Raw genomic sequence first — 25,074 nt, forward strand, 5'->3', positions numbered from 1 at the left:
GGCCGCGCCGAACTCAGCCATTGAGGTTGCGGCAACGGCCCCCGTTGATTTCCCGCAGCTGGGCTTGCAGGTGCAGGCACCAGATTTGTGGGTCATCGGCCAGTTCGTAGCCATGCAGCGTCAGGCTTTCAACAATCGTGTCGAGGATGGACTCCGCCACGAAAGGCCCATGAAACGGTCCCTGCGCCTTGATGGCGGAAGGTTGTTCGCCGGCCATTCCGGCGGCGAAGAGCAAGGTCCACATGCCCGTATCCCCCGCCAACGGACGGATGGCACACTCGATACGGGTCACAAGGCCCAGGCATTGACGGGTGAGGCAGAGGTTGCGCGACATGGCGGCGACCCTCGGTAGATCCGGTGTTCAGCCCCCACGGGAAGGCTGTCTCGATCCAGTGATTACTGTCGATATCCTTGAGCTGAGAATAGAAGAAAAGTCTGACTAGCACGTCAAGTCAGACCAGAAGGCGCCGAATGGTCATTGTGTGAATATTGACGTCAGAGTGATGGCACTTTCTTGAAGTGGACACATCACAAATGTGGGACTGAGCCTGCCCGCGATAGCGAACTTTCAGCCAACACATGTGTTGGATGAAAGTGCCACATCGCGGGCAGACTCACTCCCACTGTGGATCGGGGTGATCCTCAGATCGGTCAGGCCGGTTTGGCCTCCACCAGGGCTTCCAGCGCCGCTTCCTTCTCGGCTTCCTTGAGGTCTTCTTCGCTGATCATTTCCGCGATCACGCGCAAGCGTTCCACCACCCGTGCGTTAACGCTGCCTTCGGGGAACTGGCCATCGGCATCCGGTGCACCGGCCGGTTCGCCAACCAACAGGCTCAACGCCTCGTCAGCCTGGCGCACGGCGTAGACATGGAACTGCCCCGCACGCACCGCCGAGAGCACCTTCTCGTCGAGCATCAGCGTAGCGACGTTGGCGTGAGGAATGATCGCCCCCTGCTCACCGGTCAGCCCACGGGCTTCGCAGAGTCGGAAGAAGCCTTCGATCTTCTCGTTGACCCCGCCTACCGCCTGCACTTCACCGAACTGGTTGATCGAGCCGGTGATCGCAAAGCATTGCTTGAGCGGCGTTTTCGACAGGGCCGAAATCAGCGTGCACGCCTCGCCCAGCGACGCACTGTCGCCATCGACGTAACCGTAGGACTGCTCCAGCGCGATACTCGCGGAAATCGCCAGCGGGAATTCCTGGGCGTAACGACTGCCCAGATACCCGGTGAGGATCATCACGCCCTTGGAGTGGATCGGCTGGCCGAGGTTGACCTCGCGCTCGATGTCGACGATGCCGCTGCCGCCCGGGTAGACCGTGGCGGAAATCCGCGCCGGCACACCGAACGCCGAGTCGCCGACTTCCAGCACGGTCAGCCCGTTGCACTTGCCGACGGCGGCGCCGTCCGTGTCGATCAGGATGATCCCGGCGAGCATGTCATCGAGAATCCGCGCAGAGACCCGCCCGGTACGGGTGGCCTTGGCCTTTAGCGCCCGTTCGATATGCCCGGCATCGGTCATCTCGTCCCCCGCCAGGTGACGAATGAAGTCCGCCTCGCTGACCAGTTGGAACAGATCACCGATGCGCGCCGACAAACGCCCCTGGTGTTCGGCCAGGCGCGCGCTGTAAGTCGCCAGGCGCGCCACGGCATCGGCCGTCAGCGGCGCCATGCCTTCTTCCGAGGTGCGGGTTTTGAGCAACTGGGCGAACTGCTCCAGGCTCTCGTCGACCATCGGGATGTCTTCGTCGAAATCCACCAGGACGCGGAACATCTCCTGGAAGTCCGGATCGAGGTCTTGCAGCGTGTAATACAGCTGACGCGCACCGATGATGACGACTTTGACCTGCAACGGAATGTGTTGCGGCGTCAGGGTCACGGTGGCCAGGCGGCCCAGCTCACCAAGCGGCGATTCCATCTTCAGCTTGCGCGATTGCAGGGCGCGCTTGAGCGCATCCCACACGAACGGCTCGCTGAGCATTTTTTCCGCTTCAAGGATCAGAAAACCGCCGTTGGCCCGGTGCAATGCGCCCGGCCGCAGTTGCCGATAGGTCGTGTACATCGCGCCCTGATCGGTGCTGTATTCAATGCGGCCAAACAGGTTTTCGTAAGTCGGGTGCGGCTCGAAGACCACCGGCGCACCGCCGCTGGACGAATGACCGACCACCAGGCTCGGGGCGTATTGCTCTTCCAGCAATTTGCGGGCGACGGCGTCGGTCTTGCTGTCGTCCACCAGTTGCTCGACCACGGTCTTGAGCAGGTAGACCTGCATGGCTTGCAGGTAACCGCAAACGGCGGCGTTCTCGGCGTATTTCTCCGACAACGGCGACAGCAACGGCTGCAAGGCCAACGTGATGGTTTCTTCGTTGAGGTGGCGCAGCTGATTGCTCGACTCGCGCTTCCATTGCGGCAGGCTGGCGAGCTCTTCGTTCAGTCGCTCCTCCAGACCGGAAATATCGTCGTGGAAACGCTCGCGATCGGCTTCCGGCAACTGGGCGAATTCCGCTTCGTCCAGGGCCTTGCCTTCGCTCATGGGCGTGAACGCGATGTTGCTGGCGTCGCGGTAAAGCGCGACCTCCTTCTCCAGCGCCAGGCGCTCGATCACGTCCAGTGCCTTGTCGTAGCGCTGGTTGAAGGCGCGGTCGATGGCGCTTTTTTTCTGCTGGTAGGACGGGTGCTCGAACACTGCCGGAAAAGTCGCCAGCAGGTTGTCGATCAAGCCGTTGATGTCACCGATGAAGGCGCCAGCAGTGCCCGATGGCAATTCCAGTGCACGAGGCTCGCGAGGCTCATCGAAATTATTGACGTAGACCCAGTCGGCCGGGGTCTGCAGGCGCTTGCCTTCGGCTTTCAGGTAGCGTTTGACGAACGAAAACCGGCCGGTGCCGGGCTCACCCATGACAAATACGTTGTAACCGGGGCGTGGCATGGCCACGCCGAACTGCAAGGCTTCGACCGCACGTTCCTGGCCAAGCACACCGCGAAAGGGCTCCAGATCATTGGTGGTAGAGAAGCTGAACTGTTCAGCGGAAAACGGACGGGTCAGCGCTTCAGGCGCTAGACGCAAGCTGGCAGCAACAGGATCAGGCATCGGGCTTCCTTACATCAGGCGGGGCAGATAGCGGCATTCTGGCGCTGCCCATACCTCACTTGCAAGGCGCGCCTCCAGCCAAAGCATAGACAAACCGTCATCTCCAGGCCGGCCGGGGACAAATCAATGATTTCAACGAATGTTTTGCAAAAAATCACGGAACCCCGGGAACGTGCCTAAACTCCAAACTGCGCGGCTGGATTAATAACTGGCCCACTGGCGCCGGATTGGGCCAGACCCCTTGTCCATTGGTATGCACATAAAGAGAACAAAGCTATGAAACGGATTCTTCTCGGTACTCTCTTCACCGCTGTATCCATCAACGCCATGGCCCAAGCGCCAGGCGGCCCGGATTGCGGTTGGGGCAACATGCTGTTCGAAGGTCAGCGTGGCACCCCGGCTCACTTCCTGGCATCCACCACCAACGGCACTTCCGGTAACGCAACGTTCGGTATGACTTCTGGTACCAACGGTTGCTCGACTAATGCGTCGCTGACTTATGGCGGCAAATCCTGGTTTGCCATGAATGGCATGATGAACGAGCTGTCCGAAGACATGGCCAAAGGTAACGGCGAAGCGCTGACGACCTATGCCGTGGTACTGGGCGTGGCGCCGGAAGACCGTGCGCACTTCGCCGCTGTGACTCACCAGCACTTCCAGCAGATCTTCAGCAAGGCTGACGTGACCGCTGACGACGTGCATACCAACACCCTGGCCGTTCTGAAGAACGATCCACGTCTGGCCAAGTACGCTACTCAAGCTTAAGCTCGACCCACCCGCTCCTTTCGGGGGGCGGGTTTTATTTTTTGGACCTGCCCCCCTTGGGTCTTTATTTTTTTTCGACTTAAGTTGCTCACTATGCTCAAACGCCTTGCCTGGCTGGCGCTCTGTGTCTGCGCCCCGCTGTCCGCCGCGCCACATGTCGACAATCAACGTTTGCAGCAACTGGCCAACGACCCTTTCTGGATTTCCCTGGGCCATTACGAAACCGCCAAGCTGGGCGGCTGGCGCAGCTATGTCAGCGACAAAAAGTTCTTTCTCGCACCCGACGGTAACGAACACCCCGACCGCGAACTGGCGGCCACCGTGCAGGCGCTGTACGCCCCGGCCAGTGCGGGCGAACAACATGCCCAATGTGTGTACCCGGCGCGCACCCGCTGGTTGAAAGCGCAGCTCAACCTGACTGATTTGCCGGCGCTCGATTGCACTGAGTTCAAGCAATGGTTCAAGGATGTCTCGCCCCATAGCGCGGTGATGATTTTCCCGGCGGCTTACCTGAACAGTCCGTCATCGATGTTCGGCCATACCTTGCTGCGCATCGACCAGGCCGATGTGCAGAGTGATCACACCGCGCTGCTCAGTTACGCGATCAACTTCGGCGCCTACATCGAAGGTTCGGACAACAGCATCCTCTACGCCTGGAAAGGCTTGATGGGCGGCTATCCGGGGCTGTTCGCGCTGGTGCCGTATCAGGAAAAACTCTCGGAATACCGCAGCCTCGAAAACCGGGACCTGTGGGAGTACCGGCTGAACCTGACGCAGGCAGAAACCGAGCGCATGGTCGAGCACGTCTGGGAGTTGAAGCAGATCCAGTTCGACTATTTCTTTTTCGACGAAAACTGCTCCTATCGCCTGCTTGAGCTGCTGCAGGTGGCGCGGCCAAGCCTGCGCCTGACCGAACAGTTTCCACTGACGGCCATTCCGACCGATACCGTCAAAGCGGTGAAAGAAGCCGGGCTGGTGGAATCCATTCAGTATCGTCCGTCCCGTGAACGGGAACTGCTGAGCCGCGCCGAGCCGTTGACTGACGAAGAACAGGAGTGGGTGCTGAAAGTCAGCGCCGACCAAAAGCAATTGCAGACACCGGCGTTCAAGGCTCAACCGCGCGACCGCCAGGCGCTGATCATCGATGCGTCTTACCGCCTCGAACGCTATCGCGCCAACGGTCAGGAGCGCGATCCTGAGAGGGCGCAACGCAGTTTCGAACTGCTGCGGGCGATCAACCAGAACCCCGCCCCTGAGCTGGACATCCCGAGGCCAGGCCTGCCCGAGGACGGTCATGAATCCCGCACCTGGCAGGCCGGCATCGGCACCCGGGGCGACAAGGCCTTTGGCGAATATGGCCTGCGCATGGCGTATCACGACCTCAACGATAACGCCGAGAGCTTCCCGCTCGGTGCGCAGATCGAAATCCTGCAGATGAAACTGCGCCAGTACGAAGGCAATGACTGGCAGTTCCAGCAACTGGACCTGGCGACCATTCGCTCCCTGACGCCTCGCAATGAGTTGTTGAAGCCATTATCGTGGCAAGTCACGGGCGGCCTGGAACGCGTGCCAGGCAAGCATGACGATGAAACGCTGGTCAGCCACGTCAACGGTGGTGGTGGCGGCACCTGGCAGTTGGGTGAAGACATGCTCGGCTTTGCACTGGGCACCGTGCGTGTCGAACACAACAACGACTTCGCGGGCTTTATCGCACCGGCGGCAGGTTTCAATAGCGGTCTGCTGTGGAAAAACCCACTGGGCAACTTCAGCCTGGAAACCAAGGGCGATTTCTTCACCAACGGCGAGGTGCGCCGCAGTGTGAGCCTCAACCAGCAGTGGGAACTGTCGCGCAACCTGGGCCTGCGCCTGAGTGCCCAGCGCGAATTCAGCCACCTCGCCTCGCCCGAGAACGAAGTGATGCTTGAGGTGAAGTGGTACCACTATTGACCTGACACCCCACCGTCCCTGTGGGGTGGCCAACAGATTAATCACACACCTTTCACAACTGCCTCACGAATCCACTCCTAGACTTCACCCATAGGCCGTCCAACGGCACGGGAGTCGCAGATGTGGCGTTGCGCAGGTGTGCTGGGATTGTTGATGTTGATCGCGGGTTGCCAGACGACCCACGAGGATTTGATCGCCAAGGGTTATCCACCGGCGTTCGCCGATGGTTTCGATGACGGTTGCAGCAGTGGCCGACAAGCTGCCGGGGCAATCACCGGGGAATTTCGCAAGAACGTCCCGCGTTATCTCAAGGACAAGCAGTACGCCGAAGGCTGGAGCGACGGTTTTCGCCAGTGCCAGGCCATGCGCGAAAGCGAGGATCGCGAGGACTATCGCAGCCACCACTGGGACGAGCGCGACAAAGCCTGGCAGCAACAAAAGGACCAGGACGCCGCCCGTGCCTATCGCTCGCAATGAGTCGCGGACAGACATCCATCGAAACTAAAAGCCTGCAACCATGGCCCAAACCCTATAACGGGAGAAAACCATGAGTCGCGCTTTCGTCAATGAAGATAACGCCGCCGCGCAAGCCGATCAGCCGGTCGAACGGCAAGTCAGCACACAGCCCAATTACGTCACGCCCGCCGGGCTGGCGCAGCTTCAGGCGAAAGTCGCCGAAGTGCAAAACCTGCTCAATGGACAGAGTGCGAAAGGCGAATTCGCGGACAAACAGCGCCAGGCCGATCTGGAGCGTGACTGGCGATATTTCAATCAACGTCTGCAAAGCGCTCAGTTAGTCGTACCGGCCTCCTCGACCGATAAAGTCCAGATTGGCGCGTGGGTAACGTTTGCCGATGAACAGGGCCACGAACAGCGCGTGCAGTTGGTGGGTGAGGATCAGGCGGATGCGGCGAGTGGGCTGATCAACTGGGGCTCGCCGCTGGGGCGGGCGTTGTTGGGCGCGCAGGTCGGGGATGAAGTGGTGTGGAAGCGGCCGGTGGGGGATTTGATGATTGAGGTGTTGAGCATAGAGATCGAGTGATCGTCAGGCCGTCATCGCTAGCAGGCTAGCTGCCACAGTGGATTTGTGCCGCTCACATATCCCCTGTGGGAGCCAGCCTGCTGGCGATGGCCGCGCCGCGGTGTCGCAAAAACCCATAAAAAAACGGAGCCCCGAAGGCTCCGTTTTTTCATGCAACCCGCCCGATATCAGGCCAGTTTCTTGTGCCGTACACGATGCGGCTGGGAAGCCGCTTCGCCGAGGCGTTTCTTGCGATCGGCTTCGTACTCGGTGTAGTTACCTTCGAAGAACACCGCTTGCGAGTCGTCTTCGTAAGCCAGGATGTGCGTCGCGACGCGGTCAAGGAACCACCGATCGTGAGAGATCACAATCGCGGCGCCCGGGAAGTCCAATAGGGCTTCTTCCAGGGAACGCAAGGTTTCAACGTCGAGGTCGTTGGACGGTTCGTCGAGCAGCAGGACGTTGCCGCCCTCTTTCAAGGTCAGGGCCAGGTGCAAGCGACCGCGCTCACCACCGGACAGGTCCTTGACGAACTTCTGCTGGTCGCCGCCCTTGAAGTTGAAGCGACCGACGTAGGTACGCGACGGGATCTCGTAGTTGCCGATGCGGATCTGATCGGAGCCGTCGGAGATTTGCTGGAACACCGTCTTGCTGCCGTCCAGGTCTTCGCGGCTCTGATCGACGCACGCCAGCTGCACGGTTTCGCCGACTTCGATGCTGCCCGAATCCGGCGTTTCCTTGCCCATCAACATGCGGAACAGGGTCGATTTACCGGCACCGTTACCGCCGATCACGCCAACGATGGCGCCTTTGGGCATGGAGAACGACAGGTTGTCGATCAACACGCGATCGCCGTAACCCTTGGAAACGTTCTTGAACTCGATGACCTTGTCACCCAGGCGTGGACCGGCCGGGATGTAGATCTCGTTGGTTTCGCTGCGCTTCTGGAATTCCTGCGACTGCATTTCTTCGAAGCGTTGCAGACGAGCCTTGGATTTGGACTGGCGGGCCTTGGCGCCTTTACGCACCCACTCCAGTTCCTCCTTCATGGCTTTTTCGTGGGCCGACTGCTGCTTGGATTCGGCAGCCAGACGGTCGGACTTGGCTTCCAGCCAACCCGAATAGTTGCCCTCGTAAGGGATACCGGCGCCGCGGTCGAGCTCGAGGATCCAGCCGGCGACGTTGTCCAGGAAGTACCGGTCGTGCGTGATCGCGACTACGGTGCCCGGGAAGTCGTGCAGGAAGTGCTCCAGCCAGGCGACGGAATCGGCGTCCAGGTGGTTGGTCGGTTCGTCGAGCAGCAGCATGTCCGGAGCAGACAGCAGCAGGCGGCACAGGGCCACGCGACGCTTCTCACCACCGGAGAGGAATTCGATCTTGGCATCCCAGGCCGGCAGACGCAGCGCATCGGCGGCGACTTCCAGCTGGCGATCCAGGTTGTGACCGTCGCTGGCTTGCAGGATGGCTTCGAGCTTGGCCTGTTCGGCGGCCAGTTTGTCGAAGTCGGCATCTTCATCAGCGTAAGCGGCGTAGACCTCGTCCAGGCGAGCCTGGGCGGTCTTGATCACGCTGACCGCTTCCTCGACCACTTCACGCACGGTCTTGGTCGGGTCCAGGATCGGCTCTTGTGGCAGGTAGCCGATGTTCAGCTCCGGCATCGGACGCGCTTCGCCCTCGAACTCGGTGTCGACGCCCGCCATGATTTTCAACAGCGTGGACTTACCCGAACCGTTGAGGCCGAGCACGCCGATCTTGGCGCCGGGGAAGAAGGACAGCGAAATATTTTTCAGGATTTCCCGCTTCGGCGGAACAACTTTGCCCAGCCGATGCATGGTGAAGACGTATTGAGCCATGGAGAACCTTGGGTCAGTGACAGATGAATGATTGGAGCGCAGGCGATGCCTGGCCAGACTGTGCGCGTCGTCAGATTGATAATGTATCAATGCATGAGCGCTGAAAAAGTCTGAGTCTAGGAGCTGGAACGCTCCCGCGTAACCGGCAAAGCTACCTGAATGACAGATGGCAGTCCAGCCGGCAGGGGCTGGCACTTCGCCACAACACAAGGCATGCTAGCCGCCCTCCGGGCGTCCGGCTTATAGTGCACGTCGCGCCAGTCCAGCCAAACCGCAGGATTACAGTTTGTCCAATGTCTCTCCGCCTTCGTCCGTGAGCGCACCTCATCCTGCGCCCGGCGCGCCCCTGCGCGGATCCTTGAAGGGTGCGCTGGCGATACTCGTGCTGTTGTTGCTCGCCTTGCTGTTCTGGCAGCTGCTGGATCAGCTGCGCGAAACACAGAAGCACCAGCGGCAATACACCATCGACTACACCGCCGATCTGGCCGCGCAAGTCAGCCTGAACATGGCGCTCAACGCCCAGATTGCACTGAACCTGCTACCGATCGTCGAACAACCGCAAAGTGCCGACGAACAGCAGGCGCTACTGCGCAAACTGCAACAATCGCTGCCTGACCTGCGCAGCCTGGCGCTACTCAGTCCTTCCGGCAAAGTCCTCAGTGACAGCGCCGCCGACGCCCAGGATGCCGATTACCTGGGTGAACTGGTCCGGCGCAGCCGCGCCCAGGCCCACTATTTCAGCAATGCCGACGACGGTTCAGTGGTGCATCTGCTGCTGCATCAAGCCAGCGGCAGCAGTCGTGGCTACTGGGCCCTGCGCCTGACACCGACGTTTTTCTCGTCACTGACCAAACAAAACGAAGCCGGCATCCGTCCGCTGTGGCTGGTGGAAAACCGGGTCAATCACCAGATCATCAGCCGCGATGAAGCGTCGCCTTCGGTCAAACCGAGCGCGTTATCCCCCGACGATCTGGCCAAAAGTGTGCTGACAGTGCCCCTGAGCAGCAGCGACTGGCAACTGCGCGGACTGTTCGATCGCCAGCAAGTGCTCGAACAACTGTTGCCGGCATTCATCGGCAAATGCCTGCTGGGCCTGGCCTTCTCCCTGCTGCCGTTCATCGTGTTGCTGAACATTCGCCGCCGTCAGCGCCAGTTGCATGAAGGCCGCCGCCGCTATCACGATATTTTCGAAGGCACGGGCGTTGCCCTGTGCGTACTGGACGTCTCCGGGCTCAAGACCTTCTTCGACAAAGCCCAACTGCACAGCAGCGAGCAACTCAAGGCGTGGCTCGACATACCGGAGCAACGCGAGCAACTGCTCCAGGAACTGCGCATCACCGAGGTCAACCAGGTCGCCCTGCAACTGCTCAACGTCAACTCTTGCGCTCAGGCCTGGAAACTGTTGATTGACGGTTGCCCGCTGGACGGCACCGCCATCGGCCACCAAGTGATCGAAACGGTGTTCAACCAGCAGAGACAGCTCGAGCTGGAAATCAAACTCCAGGACCTCAATGGCCGCGACCAGCACCTGTGGCTGGTGCTGCGCCTGCCGGAAGATTACGCCGACTATAAAGCGGTGATCCTGAGCATCACCGACATTACCAGCCGTAAACTCATCGAACTGTCGCTGCTGGAACGCGAAGGGTTCTGGTCCGATGTGGTGCGCACTGTGCCGGACCACCTGTACGTGCAGGACGTGATCAGCCAGCGGATGATTTTCAGTAACCACCACCTGGGCCAGACCCTCGGTTACAACCGTACCGAGTTGCACCAGATGGGCGAGTACTTCTGGGAAATCCTCCTGCACCCCGAAGATGCCGATGACTACCACCGCTCGCGCCAGGCCCAGCGTCACGGGGGTTACACCCAATTGCTGCAATGCCAGTTGCGGTTCCGTCATCGTGACGGCAAGTGGCGGCGTTTCGACATTCGCGAACAGGCACTGGCGCGGGACAAACACGATCAAGTCACGCGGATCATCGGCGTGGCCAAGGACATCACCGAACAGATCGAAGCCAGTGAATCCCTGCGTGACAGCGAGCAGCGCTACCGGATGCTCGCCGAAAGCATCAGCGACGTGATTTTCTCCACCGACAGCAAAATGGCACTCAATTACGTCAGCCCGTCGGTGCATGCCGTGCTGGGCTACGACGCCGAGTGGATCTTCCAGAACGGCTGGCAATCGACCATCGCCAACCCGCAGCAACTGACCGGCATTTACGGCCTGATGGATCGGGTCAGCAAAGCGCTGGATAAACCCGAGCAACTGGCGCTGCTGCGCACTCAGGTGCAGACCCAACTGTTCCTGTTCGATTGCCTGCGGGCCGACGGGCGCAAGATCCCGATCGAGCTACGGCTGGTGCTGGTCTGGGACGAACACGGGGCCTTCGAAGGCGTGCTCGGCGTCGGACGCGACATCAGCCAGCAACGCAGGGCCGAAAAAGACCTGCGCATGGCGGCCACGGTTTTCGAACATTCGACGTCGGCGATCCTGATCACCGACCCGGCCGGCTACATCGTCCAGGCCAACGAAGCGTTCAGTCGGGTCAGCGGTTATGCCGTGGAGCAGGTGCTGGACCAGTTGCCAAACATGCTGACCGTCGACGAGCAGCAGGAAGCCCATCTGCGTTATGTGCTCAAACAACTGCATCAGAACAGCACCTGGGAAGGCGAAGTCTGGCTCAAGCGGCGCAACGGCGAGCATTACCCGGCCTGGGTCGGCATAACGGCGGTGCTCGACGATGAAGGTGACCTGGCCAGTTACGTGTGCTTCTTCAGCGACATCAGCGAGCGCAAGGCCAGCGAACAGCGGATTCACCGCCTCGCCTACTACGACGCCCTGACCCACCTGCCCAACCGCACGCTGTTCCAGGACCGCCTGCACACCGCGCTGCAATCGGCCGAGCGGCAGAAGTCCTGGGTCGTGCTGATGTTCCTCGACCTCGACCGTTTCAAGCCGATCAACGACTCCCTCGGCCACGCCGCCGGCGACCGCATGCTCAAGGAAATGGCCACGCGCCTGCTCGGTTGCGTCGATGATGACGACACCGTGGCGCGCATGGGCGGCGATGAATTCACCTTGCTGCTCCAACCGCGGGCCAACCGTGAGGTCGCCTTGAACCGGGCGATCCATGTCGCCGAGCAGATCCTCGCCAGCCTGGTGAAACCGTTCGTGCTGGAAGGCCGCGAGTTCTTCGTCACCGCCAGTATCGGCATCGCGCTGAGCCCGCAGGATGGCAACGAACTCAGTCAGCTGATGAAAAACGCCGACACCGCGATGTACCACGCCAAGGAGCGCGGCAAGAACAACTTCCAGTTCTATCAGGCGGACATGAACGCCAGCGCCCTGGAGCGCCTGGAGCTGGAAAGCGACTTGCGCCATGCCCTGGAACAAGACGAATTCGTTCTGTACTACCAGCCGCAGTTCAGCGGCGACGGCAAACGCCTGACCGGCGCCGAAGCGCTGCTGCGCTGGCGTCATCCACGTCGCGGCCTGGTGCCGCCGGGGGATTTCATTCCGGTGCTCGAAGAGCTCGGGCTGGTGGTGGATGTCGGTGACTGGGTGATCAGCGAAGCCTGCCGTCAGCTCAAGACCTGGCATCAGGCCAAGGTGCGGGTGCCTAAGGTGTCGGTGAACATTTCGGCCCGGCAATTCTCCGACGGCCAACTCGGGACGCGGATTGCCACCATCCTCAAGGAGACCGGCCTGCCGCCGGCGTGCCTGGAGCTGGAGCTGACCGAGAGTATCCTGATGCGCGAAGTCAGCGAAGCGATGCAGATCCTCGCCGGATTGAAAAACCTCGGCCTGAGTATTGCGGTCGATGACTTCGGCACCGGGTATTCCTCGCTCAACTACCTCAAGCAATTCCCGATCGACGTGCTGAAAATCGACCGCACCTTCGTAGATGGCCTGCCGTCGGGTGAACAGGATGCGCAGATTGCCCGGGCGATCATTGCGATGGCCCACAGCCTGAATCTGGCGGTGATCGCCGAAGGCGTGGAAACCCACGAGCAGCTCGATTTCCTGCGTGAGCATGGTTGCGATGAGGTTCAGGGGTATCTGTTCGGCCGGCCGATGCCGGCGAGCCGGTTTGAGGCGCAGTTCAGCAATGATGCGCTCTTCATGTTTGATTGATTGGAGTCAACAGCTCCAATCAATCAAACATGAAGAAAGCTGGAAGCTTCAAGTGGCAAGCTTCAAGCAGTGGCCGGTCCGCTTTTGACTTGCCGCTTGAGGCTTACAGCCAGAAGCTGAATTCCTTTCGTCTGCGACATGATGTCCTTTCATATGCCATCTAAAAGCGGTTGAGTTAGAATGCCCCCCTTTTCTGCCCCGATCCTTGAGGACCGCCATGTTCAGCCGTGATTTGACTATTGCCAAGTACGACGCCGATCTTTTTGCCGCCATGGAGCAAGAAGCTCAGCGCCAGGAAGAACACATCGAGCTGATCGCTTCGGAAAACTACACCAGCCCAGCGGTGATGGAAGCTCAAGGCTCGGTACTGACCAACAAGTACGCCGAAGGCTACCCGGGCAAGCGCTACTACGGTGGTTGCGAGTTCGTCGACGTGGTTGAGCAACTGGCCATCGACCGCGCCAAAGAACTGTTCGGCGCCGATTACGCCAACGTTCAGCCACACGCCGGTTCCCAAGCCAACAGCGCCGTGTACCTGGCACTGCTGCAAGCGGGCGACACCATCCTGGGCATGAGCCTGGCCCACGGCGGTCACCTGACCCACGGCGCCAGCGTTTCCTCCTCCGGCAAGCTGTACAACGCCGTTCAATACGGCATCGACGCCAACGGCCTGATCGACTACGACGAAGTCGAGCGTCTGGCGGTTGAGCACAAGCCAAAAATGATCGTGGCCGGTTTCTCTGCCTACTCGCAGATTCTGGACTTCCCGCGTTTCCGCGAAATCGCTGACAAAGTCGGTGCCTACCTGTTCGTCGACATGGCCCACGTGGCCGGTCTGGTCGCCGCTGGCGTCTACCCGAACCCGGTTCCGTTCGCTGACGTCGTGACCACCACCACGCACAAGACCCTGCGCGGTCCACGTGGCGGCCTGATCCTGGCTCGCGCCAACGCCGACATCGAGAAGAAGCTGAACTCCGCGGTATTCCCGGGCGCCCAGGGTGGCCCGCTGGAGCACGTGATCGCCGCCAAAGCGATCTGCTTCAAGGAAGCGCTGCAGCCTGAGTTCAAGACCTACCAGCAACAAGTGGTGAAAAACGCCCAGGCCATGGCCGAAGTGTTCATCGAACGTGGTTTCGATGTGGTTTCCGGCGGGACCAAGAACCACCTGTTCCTGCTGTCGCTGATCAAGCAGGAAATCTCCGGTAAAGACGCCGACGCCGCTCTGGGCAAAGCGTTCATCACCGTGAACAAGAACTCCGTGCCAAACGACCCACGCTCCCCGTTCGTCACCTCCGGCCTGCGCTTCGGTACTCCGGCTGTGACCACTCGCGGCTTCAAGGAAGCAGAGTGCAAAGAACTGGCCGGCTGGATCTGCGACATCCTGGCTGACCTGAACAACGAAGCGGTGATCGATGCCGTTCGTGAGAAGGTCAAGGCCATCTGCAAGAAACTGCCGGTGTACGGCGCTTAATTGCGGCGCTAAACCGCAGCCATAAAAAACCGGCCACGTGATGGCCGGTTTTTTTTCGCCCTGGATTTGTAGGAGTCTGCACCACTGGTCAGACCGGTCATGCCAATTATGTAATTTCCGCTTGCGATCACCCAAAAACAGCGCCTAGACTGCGCCTGCACTGGACATACCGGTAAGACCACAATAATTAAGTCCTGAATCTGATGCGCCCACTCAAGCGCACGGCAGCCAGGACACCGACCAGGATTCCTCCCATGCTCAGATGGTGCTCGCGTTCAATCTTCCTCCAAGTGGTTCTCGGACTGGTGCTCGGCATCGTCTGCGGGCTGACCCTTCCTGAATACTCCGCCCAGCTCAAACCGCTCGGCGATGGCTTCATCAAACTGATCAAGATGCTCATCGGCCTGATTGTGTTCTGCGTAGTGGTCAGCGGTATCAGCGGTGCCGGCGACTTGAAGAAGGTCGGGCGCATCGGCCTGAAATCGGTGATCTACTTCGAAATCCTGACCACCATCGCCCTGGTGATTGGTCTGGTGTTCGCATTCACCACCGGCATCGGCAGCGGCGCGAACATTCATCTGGATCAGCTTTCCGCTGCCGACATGGGCGACATCGCCCAGCGCGGCCAGCACATGCAAACCACCTCCCAGTTCTTGATGAACCTGATCCCCACCTCGGTCATCGGCGCCTTCGCGGAGAACAACATCCTGCAAGTCCTGCTGTTTTCAGTGCTGTTCGGCAGTGCGCTGAACCTGGTGGGCGAAGCAGCGTCGGGGATTTCCCGGCTGATCAATGAGCTGAGCCACGTAATCTTCCGCATCATGGGCATGATCGTGCGCCTGGCGCCGATCGGCGTGTTCGGCGCCATCGCCTTCACCACCAGCAAATATGGCCTGGATTCCCTGCAACACCTGGGCAGCCTGGTCGGCCTGTTTTACCTGACCTGCGTGGCGTTTGTGACATTGATTCTCGGCCTGGTGATGCGCCTTTCGGGCCTGAAGATGTGGCCGTTGCTCAAGTACCTGCGCGAAGAACTGCTGATCGTCATGGGCACCGCTTCGTCCGACGCCGTGCTGCCACAAATCATGCGCAAGCTTGAGCATCTGGGCATCGGCAGTTCGACAGTGGGGTTGGTGATTCCGACGGGTTACTCGTTCAACCTCGACGGGTTCTCGATCTACCTGACCCTCGCCATCGTCTTCATCGCCAACGCCACCGGCACGCCGCTGGCCATGACCGACTTGCTGACGATTCTGCTGGTCTCGCTGATTACCTCAAAAGGGGCCCACGGGATTCCCGGTTCGGCGCTGGTGATTCTGGCAGCGACACTCACGGCGATCCCGGCGATTCCGGTGGTCGGCCTGGTATTGGTGCTGGCGGTGGACTGGTTCATGGGCATCGGCCGGGCGCTGACCAACCTGATCGGCAACTGCGTCGCCACCGTGGCCATCGCCCGCTGGGAGAAGGACATCGATATTCAACGGGCGAACAAAGTGCTTTCCGGCCAGGTGGGGTATACCTTCCAGCCGAGAAAACCCGTCGCCCCGGCACATCAGCAGGAATTCTGAATAAACGCCGTGCCTGTCTTCGGGCAGGCACGGTCAACAACCGTTTTGGATGCTCATGGAGCGAACAGTGATTACCTCGTCGACCGTTGTGAACTCAGTCGTAGAAAAACTCCGGGCCGCTTTGGCCCGTGGTCAGTGGCGCTCCGGCGAAATGCTGCCTGGGCAGCGTGAGCTGGCCGAACAACTGGGCATCAGCCGCCCGAGCCTGCGTGAAGCGGTGATCGTGCTGGAAACCCTTGGCCTGGTGCGCTCGATGCCCGGCAAAGGCGTGGTGGTGCTGGACGCCCATCTCAGCGACAGCCAAAGCCATGACAGCGCGGTCGCCGGCGCCAGCCTGGAAGATGTCTTGCAACTGCGCTACACCCTCGAGCCGTTCATCGTCGGCCTGGTCGCGCAGTCGATCAGCAGCAAGGAGGTCGGGCAACTGCGCCTGACCTTGATGGACATGCGCGAAGCGCTGGAGGCCAACGACAGCGAGGCCGGGGTGAATGCCTACATCGCGTTCCACGAAGAACTGTTCACGCTGACCTCGAACCCGATTTTCCAGAGCGTGGTGCAGCAGACCAGCAATGCCCTCAAGCAAAGCGCCGAGGTGCTGCGCAACTCCCCCGAGCATCTGGCTGAGCGCCTTGAGGAGAACGAAGCCGTGGTGCGCGCGATTCGCAGCAAAAACAGCGCCCAGGCCAGTGCCGAGATGCGTCGGCACATCCTGCGGGAAGGCCAGCGGATGGGCATAGAACTGAATATTCCAGACGACAACTTCGGCAGTTAAAACTTCTTCGAACCGGAGACAGGCCATGAACAGCTTCGCTTCACCGCAAACACTCACTGCCCTGCCCCTTCCACCGCGGGCGGAAGATCTTTATTCGCGGATCTTCGACGCCATTCTCGAACAGCGCCTCAATGCGTCCAGCCGCTTTACCGAAGAAAGCCTGGCGCGGATGTTCAGCGTTCGACGCAGTGACATTCGTGGCGTGCTGACGCGTCTGTCTCATCAACAAATCATCGTCCTTCGGGCGAACCATCGGCCCCGCGTTGCCACGCTCGATGCAGAACAGACTCGGCAGACGCTGCATGCCCGACGACTGACCGAGACCACCTTGGTGCGGCTGGCCTGCCGACAACCTCGTGCGCAACCCTTGAACCGCCTGCATGCCCTGCTTGAACGCGAACGCCACTGTACAGAGCGCGGCCCGGCGATCCGGTTGTATGGGGAGTTTCATTTGCTGTTGGCGGAAATGGCGGGAAATGCACCATTGGCGCATTTTCTTGGCAGCTTGGTGCCGCTGACTTCATTGGCGATTGCGCAGTTTGATGCGCAGATGGAGGCCCCTTGCGCGTGGCATGAGGACATTATCAATGCGCTGGAGCGTGGGGATGCGGTGACTGCCGAGGCTTTGCTAAACCGCCACCTCGATATTCTTGAACAGATGTTGCTAGATCCGGTACCCATCCCTGGCAAAAATCGTGTTGCCGGTTAGATCGCCTTCGCGGGCAAGCCTCGCGCCTACAAGGGCTACGCAGAACCTGTAGGAACGAGGCTTGCCCGCGAAGGCGTCATCACCGATGAACACACTCTTTCAATCCGCCGCCACCCGCGCAAACCCCTCACGGATTTTCTCTTCCGGCAAATCATCGGCAATGAACACGATCACGCTTTCGCGGGCCTCGTCCTCTACCCATTCGGTGTCCCAGTCGAATCCGTAAAGCTTCAACACGCCCTGAAACACCATGCGCCGCGGCTCGCCCACAATGCTCAATACACCTTTGTAGCGCAGCAATTGCTTGCCATGGTCTTCCAGCAGCTCGTTCATGAACTCGCTGAGCTTGTCGATATCCAGCGGCTTGTCGGTGCGCAGCACCAGGCTGGAGATCCGGTCGATGGAGGGCGCCTTGGTCACCGGACGCAGGCTGACGCCGCCGAGGTCGGCATTCAGGTTGAAACCGCGCACGTCGAGCAATTCGGCCAGGTCGATCTTGCCGTGTTCGACCACTCGAATCGGCGCGCGACGGTTGATGCGGGTCAGGCGCTCGCTCAACGCGGTAAACGTCGCTTCGTCCACCAGATCGCGCTTGCTCACCAGCACGCGGTCGGCAAAACCGATTTGCGCCTGGGCGATGGTTTGCGTCAGGTGAGTGTCGGCGTGCGCCGCGTCTACCAGGGTGATGATGCCGTCGAGGATGTAACGCTCGCGCAGCTCTTCATCGATGAAAAAGGTTTGCGCCACTGGCGCCGGGTCGGCCAGGCCGGTGCATTCGATCACCAGACGGTCAAAGGCGATTTCGCCGCTGTCCAGGCGTTCGAGCAGCAGGTACAAGGCCTTGGTCAGGTCGGTGTGGATGGTGCAGCAGACGCAGCCGTTGGACAGCGTCATCACTTGCACCGGTTCATCGCCCAACAGCTGGGTGTCGATACCGGCGTCACTGAATTCGTTCTCGATCACCGCGATTTTCAGGCCGTGCTCGGCTTTGAGCAGGTGGCGCAGCAGCGTGGTTTTACCGGCGCCGAGGAAGCCGCTGAGGATGGTTACCGGGATGGGAGAGGACAACTGGAATCTCCTGTTTCACAAAATTAAAAAGCAACACAAAACAAATGTGGGAGCTAGCCTGCCAGCGATGGCGGACTGTCAATCAACAGTGATGTTGAATGTTCAGCCGCCATCGCTAGCAGGCTAGCTCCCACAAGGATTGCAGTTAACCCGACAACCGGGTCAACAGCACTTCGGCCCACCCTTGCCACCGTAACGAGCCTCTTGGCGTTCCCGGAAGAACATCTCGTAGCTCATCATCGGTTTGTCCGGGTGTTTGGTTTGCATATGCTCGACGTAGTTGTCGTAGTCGGGCATGCCGACCATCAGGCGCGCGGCCTGACCGAGGTATTTACCGAGGCGACTCAGGTCATTGAACATGGTGCAATCCTCGATTACGCATCTGGCACCGCCTGGAACGGTGCTTCTTTATCCGTGCGTCCTTTGCTGCCCCAGGCGGAGATACCGACCTTGAGCGCATAGAACAGGATGCTGAAGACCACGAACAGGAACAGCGCGGTCAGCGTTGCGTTGGTGTAAGCGTTGAAGATCACGTGCTGCATCTGAGTGATGTCCTTGGCCGGGGCGAGGATCTGACCGTTGGCCAGCGCATCGCTGTATTTTTTCGCCAGCGACAGGAAGCCGATCGCCGGGTTGGCGTCGAACAGCTTGATGAAACCGGCGGTGGTGGTGCAGATCAGCAGCCACACGGCTGGCAGCATGGTCACCCAGACGTAACGTTGGCGTTTCATTTTGATCAGCACAACGGTGCCGAGCATCAGCGCGATACCGGCCAGCATCTGGTTGGAGATACCGAACAACGGCCACAAGGTGTTGATGCCGCCCAGTGGATCGATGACGCCCTGGTACAACAACCAGCCCCACATCGCCACGCAACCAGCGGTCGCGATCAGGTTGGCGGTCCAGGATTCGGTGCGTTTCAGCGCCGGCACGAAGGAACCGAGCAAATCCTGCAGCATGAAACGCCCGGCACGGGTGCCGGCATCAACGGCCGTCAGGATGAACAGCGCTTCAAACAGAATCGCGAAGTGATACCAGAACGCCATGGTGTTTTCACCCGGCAGGACACTGTGCAGGATCTGCGCGATACCGACCGCCAGGGTCGGCGCACCGCCGGCACGGGCCAGGATCGTGGTTTCACCGATGTCCTTGGCCACCGCTTGCAGCGCTTCCGGGGTGATTGCAAAGCCCCAGCTGCTGACGGTTTGGGCCACGGTCACCACATCGCCGCCGACGACTGCCGCCGGGCTGTTCATGGCGAAATACACACCTGGCTCGATCACCGAAGCCGCCACCATCGCCATGATGGCGACGAAGGATTCCATCAGCATGCCGCCGTAACCGATGTAACGGGCGTTGACTTCGTTATCCAGCAATTTCGGCGTGGTGCCGGAGGAGATCAGCGCGTGGAAACCCGAGACCGCGCCGCAGGCGATAGTGATAAACAGGAACGGGAACAACCCGCCTTTCCACACCGGGCCAGTGCCGTCGATGAACTGGGTCAGTGCCGGCATTTTCAGCTCAGGCATGGTGACCAGGATGCCGATCGCCAAGGCCACGATGGTGCCGATTTTCAGGAAGGTCGAGAGGTAGTCGCGCGGTGCCAGAATCAGCCAGACCGGCAGCGAGGCGGCTACAAAACCATAACCGACCAGCATCCACGTAATCTGTACGCCAGTGAAGGTAAAGGCTTTGGCCCAGACCGGATCGGCGGCAATCTGCCCACCGAGCCAGATCGAGCCCAGCAGCAACAGCACCCCGACCACGGAGATTTCGCCAATGCGGCCCGGGCGGATGTAGCGCATGTAAATGCCCATGAACATCGCGATCGGGATGGTCGCCATCACCGTGAATATGCCCCAAGGACTTTCGGCCAGAGCTTTCACGACAATCAATGCCAGCACCGCGAGGATGATGATCATGATCAGGAAGCAGCCAAACAGCGCAATGGTCCCGGGGATGCGGCCCATTTCTTCACGGACCATGTCGCCCAAGGAACGGCCGTTGCGGCGAGTGGACATGAACAGGACCATAAAGTCCTGAACCGCACCGGCCAGGACCACGCCGGCAATCAGCCACAGCGTACCGGGCAAATAGCCCATCTGTGCAGCCAATACCGGACCGACCAGCGGCCCCGCGCCAGCGATGGCAGCGAAGTGGTGACCAAAAAGAATGTGTTTGTTGGTGGGGACGTAGTCCAGACCATCATTGTTGAGCACGGCGGGGGTGGCCCGTCGCGGGTCGAGTTGCATCACATTGTTGGCGATGAACAGACTGTAGTAACGGTATGCAACCAGATAAATGGCCACGGCTGCGACCACAATCCACAAGGCGTTGATCGCCTCGCCTCGACGCAATGCCACGACACCAAGGGCGCACGCTCCCACGATTGCCAGCAGCAGCCAGGGTAGATGGCGTAGCAGGCTATTATTATTTTTCATTTTATGATTCCAGCCAGGGTGGACAAGAAAGACAGCCACCCCGAGTTTAGCTCGCCTGACGGCAAAGGCCATACCCCGACATTGGTCTAGACGACTGTCCTCACTGGCAGGCTTTGACCGTGGCGGTCTATAGTCAGCGAACATCAAGAGGATTGCGCCATGAGTGAGCTCCCCGCCGATCGCCGCCGCTTCAAACGTATTGCGTTCGATGCCAGAACAGAGCTGAGCCAGGGAGAGTTCACCTGGCCGGTGAAGCTGATCGACCTGTCACTCAAGGGACTGCTGATCGAGAAGCCCGAGCCGTGGCTGGGTAATCCGGACTGGCATTTCCTGGTCGATATTCATCTTAACGAAGACGTCGAGATCAAGATGGATGTGATGTTGACCCACGATGATCATGGTCAACTCGGGTTCGTCTGCAAACACATCAGCCTGGAATCGATTGAACGCCTGCGGCGGTTGATCGAGTTCAACCTGGGCGATCCCAAGGAACTGGAGCGCGAATTGGGCGCGCTCATAGAAGTCTGAAGGCTCAACACTGATCCAATGTGAAGCGAGCCTGCTCGCGATAGCGGAATGCCAGTCGACATAAATGTTGAATGTCAGATCGCTATCGCGAGCAGGCTCGCTCCCACAGGATTGTGCGCTGCCTGCGACTACTCGAACAATGCGTCGAGGGCCTGCTCCAGACGGGTCACGGCAATAATCTGCAACCCCGGCGGCGCTTCCTTGGGCGCATTGCCCTTGGGCACGATGGCGCGTTTGAAGCCGTGCTTGGCGGCTTCCTTCAAGCGTTCCTGGCCACTCGGCACCGGGCGCACTTCGCCTGACAGCCCGACTTCACCGAACACCAGCAAATCATGGGGCAGCGGGCGGTTGCGCAAACTGGACATGACCGCGGCCATCAACGCCAGGTCGGAGGCCGTTTCCAGCACCTTCACCCCGCCGACCACGTTGAGGAAGACGTCCTGATCGTGGGTCGGAATTCCGCCGTGACGATGCAGTACCGCCAGCAACATCGCCAGACGATTCTGATCCAGCCCCAGCGTGACCCGACGCGGGTTCGCCAAATGGCTGTCATCCACCAGCGCCTGGACTTCCACCAGCATCGGTCGCGTTCCTTCCCACGTCGCCATGACCACGCTGCCGGGAACTTCTTCTTGCGCACGAGTGAGAAAAATCGCTGACGGGTTGGAGACTTCTTTCAGGCCCTTGTCGGTCATGCCGAAAACGCCCAACTCGTTGACAGCGCCGAAACGGTTTTTCACCGCGCGCAACAGACGCAGCCGTCCATCGGATTCGCCTTCGAAATACAGCACCGTATCGACCATGTGCTCCAGCACGCGCGGCCCGGCCAAGGCGCCTTCTTTTGTCACGTGGCCGACCAGGAAAATCGCTGTGCCGCTCTGCTTGGCATACCGCACCAGCAACGCGGCACTTTCCCTCACCTGCGACACGCCGCCCGGTGCCGATTGCAGTTGTTCGGTGAAGATGGTCTGAATGGAGTCGATCACCATGACCTTGGGCTTTTCGACCCGGGCGGTGGCAATGATGGTTTCGATGCAGGTTTCGGTCATCACCCGCAGTTGATCCTGCGGCAGGCCCAGACGTCGGGCGCGCATGGCCACCTGCTGCTGGGATTCTTCACCGGTGACGTACAGCGCCGGCATGACTTTGGCGAGGTTGCACAAGGTTTGCAGGAGAATGGTCGACTTGCCGATGCCCGGATCACCGCCGATCAGCACCACCGAACCATCCACCAGCCCACCGCCCAACACCCGATCGAGTTCGCTGGACGCGGTAGAGAAGCGCGGAATCTCTTCGACGCTGACTTCGGCCAGGGTCTTGATCTGAGCCTGCTGGCCGGTCCAACCGGTGCGACCGCTGGGTGCTGCGGCGCCGCCGCTCTCGACCATGGTTTCGGTCAGCGTGTTCCAGGCCCCGCACTCGCCGCACTGGCCGGCCCACTTGGGGAAGGTTGAGCCGCACTCGGTGCAGCCGTACATGCGCTTGGCCTTGGCCATCTGAACTCCCGGCAAAAACCGCGATGATAGCTCAGCTGACGCGGATCAGCGCGGCACCGCTGTGCGGATTTCACCGTTGGCCAGACGCGCGGCGCTGTTGCCCAACGGATCTTCGGCATTCAGGTCGGCGCCCTTGGCCTTGAGCTCATCCAGCAATTCGACTCGCTTGAACAGTCCCGCGTACATCGCGGCCGTCTGGCCAGCGCCGTTACGTTGGTCGGGGCTGCAATGGGCGGCCAACAGGGTTTTGGCGATCTGGATTTCGCCCTTGAAAATGGCGCCCATCAGGGCGGTGTTGCCGCGCTGATCCTGCGCGCAGGCGTCGGCCCCGGCCGCGAGCAAACGGTCCACGGCGGCTGTCTGGCCATGATAGGCCGCAAGAATCAGCGCGGTGTAACCCTTGCTGTCGCGGGTATCGAGGGCGTAACCAGCCTCAATGAAGGTATCGAGCATCGGCACATCGCCACGGCGGGCGGCGTCGAAGTAATAATTTTTCAGTTGAGCCTTCAGCGCTGCGGGATCTTCGGCCGGCGCGCCGAATACGCTGAACGACACGCACGCCAGAAACAGCGATAGACAAAAACGCATGGCAAGCTCCTTGGTCTGACGGGACCTCGTCAGAGGCCCCGCTTTTTCAGGCAAATGCGATCAGTCCGCCAGCTTGGCCGCCAGTGCCTTGACCCGGCCCAGATCACCCTTGGCCACCTTGGTCACGCCGCTCCCGTATTCCGGGTCGGCCTTATAAAGGAAGGACAGGATGATGTGCTTGCTCTCGTCATCGGTGGTGGCCAGTGAGCCGCCGAAGCTCTCGATCAGGTCCTTGCGTTCTTTCTTGCTGAACGAGCGATACAGATCGCCGGCTTGCTTGAAGTTCTGCTCACGCTGGATCTTCGCCTGCTGCGTGCTGCCCGACAGGGCCGACTGGCTGTAACGTGCGGTTTGCGGCTCGCCACGAGGCAGTAAACGGCTCGGCTGATAATTCACGCCGCTGCTGCTATGGCCGATGTTCATCGCGCCATCCTGATTACCGTTGTTCACGGCGACCTTGGGTGCATTGATTGGCAACTGCAGTGCATTGGCGCCCAGGCGATACAGTTGAGTATCGGCATAAGAGAACACCCGTCCTTGTAATAAGCGATCTTCGGAAGGTTCGATGCCAGGAACAAGATTGGCCGGTGCCATGGCAACTTGTTCTGTTTCCTGGAAGACATTTGCCGGATTTCGGTTCAACACCATTTGTCCAACTTTTCGTTCAGGAACTCCGGGCCAGATTTTGGTTGCGTCCAATGGATCGAAATCAAACTTGTACAAGTCTTTAGGATTTAACACCTGGACGTACAAGTCCCATTTTGGAAAGTTACCCTTGTTAATATGAGACACCAAATCATTAGTCATATGACTGTAGTCTCGACCTTGAACGTTGGTTACTGCTTTTGGATCGAGGTTATTAATCCCCTGCAGACTTTTCCAGTGAAACTTCACGTAGTGAACTTCACCCTTGGCATTAACTAACTTGTAAGCATGAACACCGTTACCGTCCATTTCCCGATAACTGGCGGGTGTACCGGAATTGGAATACAACTCCGTCAGCGTGCGAGTGGCCTCTGGAACATGGGAAAAGAAATCGAAGCGGCGGGCATCATCGTCCAGGTTGGTACGTGGGTCCGGCTTGAAGGCGTGGACCATGTCCGGGAATTTGATGGCATCACGAATGAAGAAGGTCGGAAAATTGTTGCCGACCAGGTCCCAGTTGCCGTCCGCCGTATAGAACTTGGTGGCAAAGCCCCGGGGGTCACGCAGGGTTTCTGGCGAATGGTTGCCGTGGACGACCGCCGAGAAACGCACAAACACCGGCGTACTTTGACCGCCAGCGAACACCTTGGCCTTGGTCAGGTCACTCAGGTCGTCCGTCACAGTGAAGGTGCCGTGGGCACCGGTGCCGCGGGCATGCACGACGCGCTCGGGAATGCGCTCACGATCAAAGCGTTGGAGCTTCTGGATCAGTTGCACGTCCTGTAGCAGCACCGGGCCATTGGCACCGGCGGTTTGCGAGTTCTGGTTGTCGCCGACGGCAGCACCGTTATCGCGGGTCAGGGGGGCAGCGTGAACGGAGAAGGTCAGCAGGCTGGCGGTTAATACGCCAAGGGTACGCCGATGGGGGAAAGCCCCAAGGCCAAGGGTCGAAGTCATATCAGGTTCCTCTGTTTTCA

19 protein-coding genes are annotated in these 25,074 nt (G+C 59.9%); 10 read left to right on the forward strand and 9 right to left on the reverse strand.

All coding sequences use genetic code 11. The annotated features are described in order from the left end of the window. Positions 1-13: 13 nt before the first annotated feature. Positions 14-334 carry a hypothetical protein gene (locus FBY01_RS17710; protein ID WP_010467520.1) on the reverse strand — a complete coding sequence of 107 codons (321 nt, stop codon included), beginning with the start codon at positions 332-334 and terminating at the stop codon, positions 14-16. Positions 335-651: 317 nt separating this feature from the next. Continuing rightward, positions 652-3,090 (reverse strand): Lon protease family protein, encoded by a 2,439-nt coding sequence (locus FBY01_RS17715; RefSeq protein ID WP_010467518.1) that lies wholly within the window; start codon positions 3,088-3,090, stop codon positions 652-654. Between the two features lie 276 nt (positions 3,091-3,366). Here FBY01_RS17715 and FBY01_RS17720 point away from each other — a divergent pair, with 276 nt between their 5' ends. The 4 genes from FBY01_RS17720 (at position 3,367) to FBY01_RS17735 (ending at position 6,844) form a co-directional block, all read left to right on the forward strand. Beyond that, positions 3,367-3,855, forward strand: coding sequence for a DUF3015 domain-containing protein (locus FBY01_RS17720; protein WP_010467516.1), 489 nt, complete (start codon positions 3,367-3,369; stop codon positions 3,853-3,855). A gap of 93 nt (positions 3,856-3,948) precedes the next feature. Continuing rightward, positions 3,949-5,802 carry a DUF4105 domain-containing protein gene (locus FBY01_RS17725; RefSeq protein WP_010467514.1) on the forward strand — a complete coding sequence of 618 codons (1,854 nt, stop codon included), beginning with the start codon at positions 3,949-3,951 and terminating at the stop codon, positions 5,800-5,802. Between the two features lie 120 nt (positions 5,803-5,922). Continuing rightward, a complete protein-coding gene (locus FBY01_RS17730; protein ID WP_145308782.1) occupies positions 5,923-6,279 on the forward strand; it encodes a hypothetical protein in 357 nt (118 codons plus the stop codon). A 70-nt stretch (positions 6,280-6,349) separates the two neighbouring features. Continuing rightward, positions 6,350-6,844: a GreA/GreB family elongation factor gene (locus FBY01_RS17735; protein WP_145308784.1), complete on the forward strand. Its 495-nt coding sequence runs from the start codon at positions 6,350-6,352 to the stop codon at positions 6,842-6,844. A gap of 167 nt (positions 6,845-7,011) precedes the next feature. Here the strand turns inward: FBY01_RS17735 and ettA are convergent, their stop codons facing one another. Then, the gene (gene ettA / locus FBY01_RS17740; protein WP_145308786.1) at positions 7,012-8,676 is read right to left on the reverse strand and encodes an energy-dependent translational throttle protein EttA; all 1,665 of its coding nucleotides are present in this window, start codon (positions 8,674-8,676) and stop codon (positions 7,012-7,014) included. A 286-nt stretch (positions 8,677-8,962) separates the two neighbouring features. Here ettA and FBY01_RS17745 point away from each other — a divergent pair, with 286 nt between their 5' ends. From FBY01_RS17745 to FBY01_RS17770, 5 genes are all read left to right on the forward strand, one after another. Continuing rightward, positions 8,963-12,811, forward strand: coding sequence for a bifunctional diguanylate cyclase/phosphodiesterase (locus tag FBY01_RS17745; RefSeq protein WP_145308788.1), 3,849 nt, complete (start codon positions 8,963-8,965; stop codon positions 12,809-12,811). Between the two features lie 217 nt (positions 12,812-13,028). Beyond that, complete coding sequence (gene glyA, locus FBY01_RS17750; protein WP_102593912.1) at positions 13,029-14,282, forward strand: serine hydroxymethyltransferase; 1,254 nt, start codon at positions 13,029-13,031, stop codon at positions 14,280-14,282. Positions 14,283-14,536: 254 nt separating this feature from the next. Then, positions 14,537-15,850, forward strand: coding sequence for a C4-dicarboxylate transporter DctA (locus tag FBY01_RS17760; RefSeq protein WP_010467502.1), 1,314 nt, complete (start codon positions 14,537-14,539; stop codon positions 15,848-15,850). 67 nt (positions 15,851-15,917) lie between these two features. Beyond that, positions 15,918-16,622 carry a FadR/GntR family transcriptional regulator gene (locus FBY01_RS17765; protein ID WP_010467500.1) on the forward strand — a complete coding sequence of 235 codons (705 nt, stop codon included), beginning with the start codon at positions 15,918-15,920 and terminating at the stop codon, positions 16,620-16,622. 25 nt (positions 16,623-16,647) lie between these two features. Continuing rightward, a complete protein-coding gene (locus FBY01_RS17770; protein WP_145308790.1) occupies positions 16,648-17,331 on the forward strand; it encodes a GntR family transcriptional regulator in 684 nt (227 codons plus the stop codon). Positions 17,332-17,430: 99 nt separating this feature from the next. On the opposite strand, the gene yjiA is transcribed toward FBY01_RS17770, so the two are convergent. From yjiA to FBY01_RS17785, 3 genes are all read right to left on the reverse strand, one after another. Next, positions 17,431-18,399: a GTPase gene (yjiA, locus tag FBY01_RS17775; RefSeq protein ID WP_145308792.1), complete on the reverse strand. Its 969-nt coding sequence runs from the start codon at positions 18,397-18,399 to the stop codon at positions 17,431-17,433. A gap of 162 nt (positions 18,400-18,561) precedes the next feature. Beyond that, positions 18,562-18,759, reverse strand: coding sequence for a YbdD/YjiX family protein (locus FBY01_RS17780; protein ID WP_010467494.1), 198 nt, complete (start codon positions 18,757-18,759; stop codon positions 18,562-18,564). Positions 18,760-18,773: 14 nt separating this feature from the next. Next, the gene (locus tag FBY01_RS17785; protein WP_145308794.1) at positions 18,774-20,840 is read right to left on the reverse strand and encodes a carbon starvation CstA family protein; all 2,067 of its coding nucleotides are present in this window, start codon (positions 20,838-20,840) and stop codon (positions 18,774-18,776) included. A gap of 159 nt (positions 20,841-20,999) precedes the next feature. Between FBY01_RS17785 and FBY01_RS17790 the strand changes: the two genes are divergently transcribed. Next, entirely contained in the window at positions 21,000-21,368 is a 369-nt protein-coding gene (locus FBY01_RS17790) for a PilZ domain-containing protein (protein ID WP_010467490.1), read from the forward strand. 128 nt (positions 21,369-21,496) lie between these two features. Here the strand turns inward: FBY01_RS17790 and radA are convergent, their stop codons facing one another. Genes radA through katB form a run of 3 tightly spaced genes read right to left on the reverse strand, consistent with a single transcriptional unit; the run spans position 21,497 to position 25,054 of the window. Beyond that, positions 21,497-22,864, reverse strand: coding sequence for a DNA repair protein RadA (radA, locus tag FBY01_RS17795; protein ID WP_010467488.1), 1,368 nt, complete (start codon positions 22,862-22,864; stop codon positions 21,497-21,499). Between the two features lie 45 nt (positions 22,865-22,909). Further along, positions 22,910-23,452 (reverse strand): ankyrin repeat domain-containing protein, encoded by a 543-nt coding sequence (locus FBY01_RS17800; RefSeq protein WP_145308797.1) that lies wholly within the window; start codon positions 23,450-23,452, stop codon positions 22,910-22,912. A 60-nt stretch (positions 23,453-23,512) separates the two neighbouring features. Then, positions 23,513-25,054, reverse strand: coding sequence for a catalase KatB (gene katB, locus FBY01_RS17805; protein ID WP_145308799.1), 1,542 nt, complete (start codon positions 25,052-25,054; stop codon positions 23,513-23,515). Positions 25,055-25,074: the final 20 nt, after the last annotated feature.

Origin of the sequence: Pseudomonas sp. SJZ077, assembly GCF_007993905.1 — a bacterium.
GTDB lineage: Bacteria > Pseudomonadota > Gammaproteobacteria > Pseudomonadales > Pseudomonadaceae > Aquipseudomonas > Aquipseudomonas mandelii.

Bases quoted from the DNA above. Each gene is read 5' to 3' on its own strand.
- FBY01_RS17710 (WP_010467520.1), bottom strand. From the start codon at position 334: ATGTCGCGCAACCTCTGCCTCACCCGTCAATGCCTGGGCCTTGTGACC.
- FBY01_RS17715 (WP_010467518.1), bottom strand. From the start codon at position 3,090: ATGCCTGATCCTGTTGCTGCCAGCTTGCGTCTAGCGCCTGAAGCGCTG.
- FBY01_RS17720 (WP_010467516.1), top strand. From the start codon at position 3,367: ATGAAACGGATTCTTCTCGGTACTCTCTTCACCGCTGTATCCATCAAC.
- FBY01_RS17725 (WP_010467514.1), top strand. From the start codon at position 3,949: ATGCTCAAACGCCTTGCCTGGCTGGCGCTCTGTGTCTGCGCCCCGCTG.
- FBY01_RS17730 (WP_145308782.1), top strand. From the start codon at position 5,923: ATGTGGCGTTGCGCAGGTGTGCTGGGATTGTTGATGTTGATCGCGGGT.
- FBY01_RS17735 (WP_145308784.1), top strand. From the start codon at position 6,350: ATGAGTCGCGCTTTCGTCAATGAAGATAACGCCGCCGCGCAAGCCGAT.
- ettA (WP_145308786.1), bottom strand. From the start codon at position 8,676: ATGGCTCAATACGTCTTCACCATGCATCGGCTGGGCAAAGTTGTTCCG.
- glyA (WP_102593912.1), top strand. From the start codon at position 13,029: ATGTTCAGCCGTGATTTGACTATTGCCAAGTACGACGCCGATCTTTTT.
- FBY01_RS17760 (WP_010467502.1), top strand. From the start codon at position 14,537: ATGCTCAGATGGTGCTCGCGTTCAATCTTCCTCCAAGTGGTTCTCGGA.
- FBY01_RS17770 (WP_145308790.1), top strand. From the start codon at position 16,648: ATGAACAGCTTCGCTTCACCGCAAACACTCACTGCCCTGCCCCTTCCA.
- FBY01_RS17780 (WP_010467494.1), bottom strand. From the start codon at position 18,759: ATGTTCAATGACCTGAGTCGCCTCGGTAAATACCTCGGTCAGGCCGCG.
- FBY01_RS17785 (WP_145308794.1), bottom strand. From the start codon at position 20,840: ATGAAAAATAATAATAGCCTGCTACGCCATCTACCCTGGCTGCTGCTG.
- FBY01_RS17790 (WP_010467490.1), top strand. From the start codon at position 21,000: ATGAGTGAGCTCCCCGCCGATCGCCGCCGCTTCAAACGTATTGCGTTC.
- radA (WP_010467488.1), bottom strand. From the start codon at position 22,864: ATGGCCAAGGCCAAGCGCATGTACGGCTGCACCGAGTGCGGCTCAACC.
- FBY01_RS17800 (WP_145308797.1), bottom strand. From the start codon at position 23,452: ATGCGTTTTTGTCTATCGCTGTTTCTGGCGTGCGTGTCGTTCAGCGTA.
- katB (WP_145308799.1), bottom strand. From the start codon at position 25,054: ATGACTTCGACCCTTGGCCTTGGGGCTTTCCCCCATCGGCGTACCCTT.